Below are 4,230 nucleotides of genomic sequence, written 5' to 3'. Positions count from 1 at the left end.
CCACCGCGGCGGAGGCGCTGGCGGCCGCCGAGATCACCGGGTTCCCGCAGCTCCCGGACCACGTGCTGCCGTGGAGCCACGAGTATCCCGACGACGCCGTGCCCGGGCGGCGGGAGGCCGAGCGCAGCCAGTTCGTGGTCGCGCTGTTCCGCAGCCGGCTGGTCGCGGCGGTGTACGAGCAGGCCGCGGCCGCGTTCACCGCCATGCTGGAGGACGCCGTCACGGGCCTGATGCAGCTCGTGCAGCAGAACGCGCGCGCGGTGCCGGACTCGCTCCAGGTCGCCGAGATGATCAGCGCCGGCGCCGCCCGCGCGGCGGGCGGAAGCGGTCCGGACGGAAGCGGTGCGGACGGAAGCGGTGGGGGCGACGCCGAAGCGGGCGGCCGGTCCGAGGAGAACGGCTCGCTGCGGGCCATGCTGCGTCGTTGGGAGAAGGACAAGTGAGCACGCTTCAGATCACGTTCGAGGCCGTCCCCGGTCTCACCGGTGCCGACCAGGCGTTCACCAGCGCCGAGCGCGAGGACGGCGGCCACGCCCTGCCGCAGGTGGTGCTGGAGTCGTACGACAACCTCCTCGGCTATCCGCGGGAGCTGCGCGTCATCGAGACCGCGGACGGCCCGGCGCCGCTGCGGCAGTGGCTGCGGAACGAGTGGACCCCGATGCCCTTCCCCGACCACCTGCCGGTCTACGGCCGGCTGGTGGTGATCCCCTCGCTGGTGGTGCCGGCGGAGGTGGTGCGCGCCCCGGGGAGCCCCGGCGGGGACGTGCGGGTCAGCGTCACCTGGAGGCTGACCTACCGCACCGAGAAGGGCGTCCAGGCCGAGGACTTCGCCTCGGTGGAGCTGACCTTCGGCTCCGGGGCGGCCCCGCAGAGCGCCGCCCCGCTGCTGGACGGCATCCCCCGGCACATCGGCTCCGGACAGGTCTTCTACCACTTCGCCGCGGTGGACTTCGGCAACACCGGTTCGACCGCCACCCTCTACAACGGCGAGGAGAACGTCATCTGGCGGATCGACCCCGAGCAGAACCGCTCGCTCGGCGCCTCGCTCGCCGAGGTCGTCCACCGCGCGCCCGGTGCCGCGCCCGTCGCACCACCGGCCTGGGCGGCGGCCGCGGAACCGCTGGCCGGCCGGGTGCTGGCCGACCAGCCGGAGGGCGAGCGCACGCCGCAGCGGCTGGCCGAGCTGCTCACGCTCGGCGACGGCCCCACCACGGCCCTGGTCGAGGCCACCTCCCACGAGCTGGAGAAGCTCGCCCGCACCGCCGGACTCAGCGAGTGGCTGGTCCCGCACCTGCACACGGCCTACGACCGGGCCTTCCGCGTCCCCCCGCTGACCCGGCTCGGTCTGCGCCGGGTGGACTTCCTCGCCGCCTCCAGCACCACCTACGAGGTGCCGAGCGTGCTCGTGGTCCGCGACGGGCGGCTCACCCTGAGCGTGGCCGAGTCCAACTCCCCGCTGCGCGGGCTCAAGCGCCGACTGCGCCGACCGGGCCCGATCCCGGTGCCGGACCTCGGGCCGGACGTGGTGCACGGCTCCGACGACCTGATGGCGCTGGCGTTCGTCCGGCTGATCGAGAGCGCCGAGGAGAACATCCGCCACCCGCAGACCGGCGAACCGCGCCACCTGGTCGAGCTCGTGGTCACCCACCCGACGACCACTCCGCCCGACGCGCTGAACCGGCTCGAAGCCCTGCTGAAGGAGAAGTGCGGCCTGCAGCAGGTCACGCTGAGCTACGACGAGGGGGTGGCCGCCGGGCTGTTCTTCGTCATGCGGGACTTCTCCGGCAGCACCGGCTCCGGCGTCGAGGCCCTGCGCGCCGCGTCCCGCAAGCTCCCCGACCGGGAACGCGACACCTGGCGCCAGACCATGCTGGTCATCGACATCGGCGGCGGCACCACGGACATCGCGCTGCTCGGGCTCACCCTCACCGACTACAGCCTGCCGATGGACGAGGAGCAGGCCCGGGTCCGCGGACGCCGCTACGAACTGCGTCCCGAGGTACTCGGTTCCTCCGGCCACCCCGACCTCGGCGGCGACTACCTCACCCTGCGGGTCTACTACCTGCTCAAGGCCGCGTTCGCGGACTACCTCCTGGAGCTGGCCCACGAGGAGCAGAGCGCGGCCCACGGCGGGGACGGGAGCGGGGGCGGGAGCCCCTCCGGCATCGGACAGGAACTGCTCGCCCTGCTCCCCGACGCACCGGCCGCCGGCCCGGCCGCGCCGCCGCGCAAGCTGGCCGCCGACGTGCTCAGCCACCTCTCCAGCCCGGTCCTGCCCAAGACGCTCGCCCCGGAGCGCGTGGCGAAACTGCTGACGGCGATCCTGCCGACCGGCTGGGAGCCCGGCGCCCACCTGGAGAACCCGCTGTTCCGCAAGGTCTGGGCGGACGCCGAGCAGGCCAAGATCAAGCTGGGCAGGACACCCTCCGAGGGCGCGGAGCCGGTGTGGACGGTGACCCGCAGCCGCGTGATCGAGTGGCTCAACGACCTCCCCGACCGGGAGCGGGCCGCCGGGCTGGGCGCCCTGCTCGACCGCCGCAAGAGCGAGGAGCTGTTCGACATCCGCCGGGAGGACTTCGACCGCCTCGCCGTCCCGGTCTTCCGGGAGGCCGCCGCGATCGCGGTGGAGCTGGTGCAGAGCCGGTTCGGGCAGGACCGGTCGATGACCCTCGACCGGATCATCCTGTGCGGACGCAGCACCTCGATGCAGATCGTGCTGGACTCGGTCGCCAAGGAGATCGCGCCGCGCAGCCTGCCGAACGGCCGGCCGGTGTTCCGCAACCCGGGCGCCATCGACGTGGAGGCGCCGTTCGCCAAGCAGGCCACCTCGATCGGCGCGGCCTGGGCGCACTCCCGCGGCCTCCAGCGCGACCGCTCCGGCCGGGCGGCCGACGAGATCGGAAACCTGCGCACCAGCACGGTGGAGATCAACGTCGGCGACCTGTCGGCCACGCTGCCCTGCGACTTCAGCCTCATCGACACCAACAACGAGCGCGCCCTGGTGTTCGCCGTCGGCACCCCGTACGACGAGGTGCCGGGCGGACGGCTGGCCGTGCGCTCGCGGTGGACCCCGCCGGACTGGTCGATCAACCTGCACCGGCCGCTCAACGCCGAGGTCAGCATGAGCTGGGCCACCTACGACGTCCGCCGCAAGGCCCTCGACCAGGGCGTCACCCTGGACGAGGACCTGTGGGCGGGCCGGCTGTCCGACGGCGTCGAACCCTCGATGCGGATGATGATGGAGATCGACGAACGGCTGGAGCCGCGGGTCTACTTCCGCCAGGGCGACCACGCCCACCACGTCGTCGACGGCACCTTCCTGGACCTGGCCGCGCTCGGCTGCGCCCGGCTCGGCGAGGACGGCCACCTGACCGGGCTGGCCGGTCCCGTCACCATGGCCGGCATCAACCGGGAGGGCGTCCCCAGCACGCCGGTGGAGGTCCTGCCGCACTGGAGCGACGGGGTCAGGCTGACCGAGCGGATGCCGGTCACCTTCCACCACAGCCACGACCTGGCCGGTCCCGACGAGCCCGTCCCCGGTCTGCTGATCCCGTTCGCACCGGTCCCCTCGGCCGACGAGTACGTCTTCGCCTACGTCGCCGAGGACGGCACGGAGCGGCCGCTCGGCCGGCTGAACGCCCCGGTCGGCCACCGCCGCACCTCGCGCCACCTCAGTCTGGACAGCCTGGGCCTGCTGCGGGTGCATCCCACCGTGCCGCCGTTCCTGGAGGCGCAGGACCTGAGGACCGTGCAGGAGCACCCCGGAACGGTGTTCTCCGCGCTCATGACGCAGGACCTGGACAGCCTCTACCCCGACTGGGACCCCTTCAGCGGCCGGCACTGAAACCACGAGGGAAAGGGATCGGCACGGACATGGACTCCGATCGCTCCGAACACTCAGAGCACCCCGAGCACCCCGAGCACTCCGGGCGCTCAGGCGTCACCACCGACCACCGCACCGCCGAGGCGCACCGGGTGGCGGTGGCCCTCGCCGACGCGCTGCTGGCGCTGGCGCCGGTGGACGAACGGCTGCACCGGCGGCTCGTCGACATCGCGGGGGCGCTCCGCGACCTGTGGCTGGAGCAGGTCCGGGACGAGGCGCTGTACCTGGCGCACCGGCACCTGGAGGAACTCGTGCAGATCGCCTGCCGCGACCTCCCGGCGACGGACGACGGTGACCGGGTGCCGGTGCGGGAGGACACGCCTGCCCCGGTCACCCCGGAGGCGAAC

2 protein-coding genes and 1 pseudogene are annotated in these 4,230 nt (G+C 73.3%); all 3 read left to right on the top strand.

Annotated features, from left to right (window positions below):
- Nucleotides 1-443: pseudogene (locus ABD308_RS14415) on the top strand (hypothetical protein); the annotation flags it as partial.
- Nucleotides 440-3,844 (top strand): hypothetical protein, encoded by a 3,405-nt coding sequence (locus tag ABD308_RS14410; RefSeq protein WP_344333550.1) that lies wholly within the window; start codon nucleotides 440-442, stop codon nucleotides 3,842-3,844. The pseudogene ABD308_RS14415 and the gene ABD308_RS14410, both read left to right, overlap by 4 nt.
- 29 nt (nucleotides 3,845-3,873) lie before the next feature.
- Nucleotides 3,874-4,230: hypothetical protein (locus ABD308_RS14405; RefSeq protein WP_344333549.1), on the top strand; the 357-nt coding region annotated here is incomplete at its 3' end.

Origin of the sequence: Kitasatospora putterlickiae (assembly GCF_039527695.1) — a bacterium.
GTDB classification, from domain to species: domain Bacteria; phylum Actinomycetota; class Actinomycetes; order Streptomycetales; family Streptomycetaceae; genus Kitasatospora; species Kitasatospora putterlickiae.
This window is presented reverse-complemented; position numbering and strand designations above follow the sequence as displayed.